This is a genomic window from Moorena sp. SIO4E2 (assembly GCF_010671945.1).
Lineage (GTDB): Bacteria > Cyanobacteriota > Cyanobacteriia > Cyanobacteriales > Coleofasciculaceae > Moorena > Moorena producens.
In genome coordinates this window covers 1-3,034 of record NZ_JAAHIE010000737.1, presented here as the reverse complement: position 1 = coordinate 3,034, position 3,034 = coordinate 1, and the positions used below count along the sequence as shown (strand labels likewise).

At 43.3% G+C, this 3,034-nt stretch carries 3 protein-coding genes and 1 pseudogene; all 4 read left to right on the top strand.

From position 1 onward, the window contains the following. A partial coding sequence (locus tag F6K37_RS36300; RefSeq protein WP_287255830.1) for a M56 family metallopeptidase occupies window positions 1–581 on the top strand: 581 nt, incomplete at its 5' end. Window positions 582–901: 320 nt separating this feature from the next. Beyond that, window positions 902–1,345, top strand: coding sequence for a hypothetical protein (locus F6K37_RS36295; protein ID WP_008190960.1), 444 nt, complete (start codon window positions 902–904; stop codon window positions 1,343–1,345). Window positions 1,346–1,638: 293 nt separating this feature from the next. Continuing rightward, complete coding sequence (locus tag F6K37_RS36290; RefSeq protein ID WP_071107140.1) at window positions 1,639–2,289, top strand: hypothetical protein; 651 nt, start codon at window positions 1,639–1,641, stop codon at window positions 2,287–2,289. Between the two features lie 383 nt (window positions 2,290–2,672). Further along, window positions 2,673–2,879: pseudogene (locus F6K37_RS36285) on the top strand (helix-turn-helix domain-containing protein); the annotation flags it as partial. Window positions 2,880–3,034: the final 155 nt, after the last annotated feature.

Below are 3,034 nucleotides of genomic sequence, written 5' to 3'. Positions count from 1 at the left end.
TTGAAAACTGTCCTGGCTTAACTCCAACCCCTGAATCCCTAGCTAGTCAGGGTCAATTGGCTCGTCTTTTAGACACTCCCATACCCTTTATTGCTCAGATTGGCTTTTGGCAACCCGAACTTGTGGTCAGTCAGGGACTCCTAGAAACTCTTTCATCGGAACATCTAGAGGCTGTGATCACCCATGAGCAAGCTCACCACCATTACCGAGATACCTTCTGGTTTTTCTGGCTAGGATGGATTCATCGAATTACCGCTTGGTTACCAAATACAGAGTCATTGTGGCAAGAACTATTGAATCTACGAGAAATCCGTGCTGACCATTGGGCCGCTAAACGGGTCGATGCCCTATTGTTGGCAGAATCACTGTTGACTATGGTTAGCAGTCCCATGATAACTACGGAAAATTTCTGTGCTCCCTTTAGTAGACCTGTGCCTCCCAGTCGCTTCCAAGAGAGAATCGATGCACTCTTGACAGAGCCAGAGTCTGCCACTGGTACTAGCTCCTGGAATTACTCCTGGAATTGGAGTTGGTTGCTATACGTATTATTACCCCTATTGGTTGTACCGTTTCACCAATAAACTTAAGGGCAACAGGCATTACCACAGGCATTAGGCCACAGGGAAAGGGGAAAAAAATATTTTTTTTGGTCTTGACGTCGCGACATAGTGATGTAACTATATAAATATATCGCGACAAAAGGAACGAACACACAAAACACGATAGTAAAACACTTAAATAAACCCCGTAAGTGTAGTAACTACCTAAGTGTATTAACCAGTGTATTAACCCATTGTCATGATATCACGATATACCAATAGAAGTATATCGTGACAAAATGTGCCAAACTTATAAGAGGACAATCACATGTTGCTCTCTCTGGAGCTAGAGGACAAGGACATTGGTTCACAAAAAGACAGATCCCCGGTATGCATTACTGCGAGGACATATTCCCAAACATCTACTAAAGCGCTTCCGCAACTACTGTGTCGAACACGAACTTGACTACAGTGAAGGACTAGAAGATGCGCTGACTAAATTTTTTCAGTACCTAGACAGCAGCCAACAATTAGCAGTTCCAGCACAAACTCCTACCATTGCTGATCTGATTCATGGCTGGAACTTGGAAGAACTATCACGATTAAGTGAAGTTAGCGTTGAAAACCTCCAAGCCATCTTGGAAGGAAACCGACCCACAGATGATGATCTGATTGGTTTGGGTGTAGTGCTATGCAAGAACAATGATGAACCTTGGACAACCGATGAGTTAGTGGAGATTCGCGATCGCTGTTTCTACGGTTTTCCAAAATTGTCGAGCAACAGCGAGTCGCCAAGGATTCAATAACCGTGATCGGACTAACAGCTGCCAATGGTGATTGCTATCAGAGGGGATTTTTTACAGAAATTATCGGTTTTTGAAGCGATTTTTGGCTAAAATCAATCCTGCCAGTTACTGTACTATGGAAGCCGTCGGTTACTTAGATCAACAACCATAAATCAACAACCATAGATCAACAACCATAGTTAGCCATAGTAGTTAGCCATAGTAGTTAGCCATAGTCTCCGTTGGTCCGGTTTAACTTGTTTAACAGCAACACTCACTACTCAGCGTGTCATTTTAGGTTTCAGTCTTCAACAATGGACAATTTCTTTTTCTCAGGGTGCCATCTATCAGTTACCACGGAAAGCTTCAATATTGAAGCTCCATCACGATTAGCAGCTTACGCTCTAAGGCGACATGCTAGTGAGCTGGCTGTATCTGCTCAAAAACTCAGGCTTCAACGGGCTATTGTATCTTGGCCTGGATGCGAGCGACCTTACCAAATTCCCACCTCCATACTCAGGAGCCAGACAACTATGACCGGACCAGTACGCCAAGACGGAACCTATTTGCTAGGAGCGAACTACCTTCGTGTTAATGATTTTATCAAAGAAAAGCGTCAAGAAGGTCTAATTGTAGTAATTACGTCAATGTGGAATGATGTTTGCTTACACACCAATGACCTACTTGCACCAGAGCGGGGTATTCTCCAACCCCATCAGTGGACTGGCTTTAATTATCGCTACTTGTGGCGTGATAGTCGGGATGACTATAACGAACTAATTGATCGATTGACTCGGGAGCGTTACATTCCCAAATTCCAGTACACCCTCAGGCGTCCCGATGGCACATTAGGCCGCTATGAGACGGATTATTACCTGGTAGAGGATTATCTGAACGTACCAGTGCGCATTGGTGTCAGCGATGTCAATGCTTGGGAACTGATATCAGAACCCTTAGCAAGTTAGTTTCCATTTAGCTGTCCGGCAAAAGAAGCCCCACAACGAACATGCGCAGCATGAGTGTTTAAAGTTACCGTAAGGATAGGGTCGCCTTAATTAATAATTTTTAACCCTTCTCTGCATAGTCTGTCGCCTGTAAAGGCTCCACTATCCTAAGGTTTCGTCTCCAGGGATGAATTTTGCACAGAGTCTTTCGGGACAGGAAAACGAGCTATTAAACTTCTGATTAATTCAGATTGAGTCATTCCTCTTCGTTCTGCTTCCTGTAAGAACTGCCTTTTTTCAAAATCGGTAAGTCTGATAATCAACTTCTTGTCTTTCATTATGGGTTGTCGCATGTGTACAGGCATGTGATCATCAGAGTAGGTCGATCAAACAGGAAGCAAGGGATGAAACTAGCGTATCAATACCGATTAAAACCAACAAAAGAACAAGTAGCTAAAATTGATAAATGGTTGTCAATGCTTTGTGCCCAGTACAACTATTTGTTGGCGGATAGATTGGCCTGGTATGAACAGAATCGCTGTTCCATTAATGCTTGTCCTCTTGTTTGTCATCTCCCTGATTTAAGAAATAATCCAGACTACTACAGCCAAGTGCGATTCGTTGACTATAAACTTCAAACCAATTAAAGGTCAGAAGGAGGATTAGTCGCTAGGTCAGGAAACTGACTCTGATAACTTGATAACCATGATGGTGAAAATCCATCCCTCGTGAAATCCGAGTGACAGCCTTACCCTGATTTATGAAA

Coding starts and splice junctions, on each gene's coding strand:
- F6K37_RS36290 (WP_071107140.1), top strand. CDS start 1,639: ATGGACAATTTCTTTTTCTCAGGGTGCCATCTATCAGTTACCACGGAA.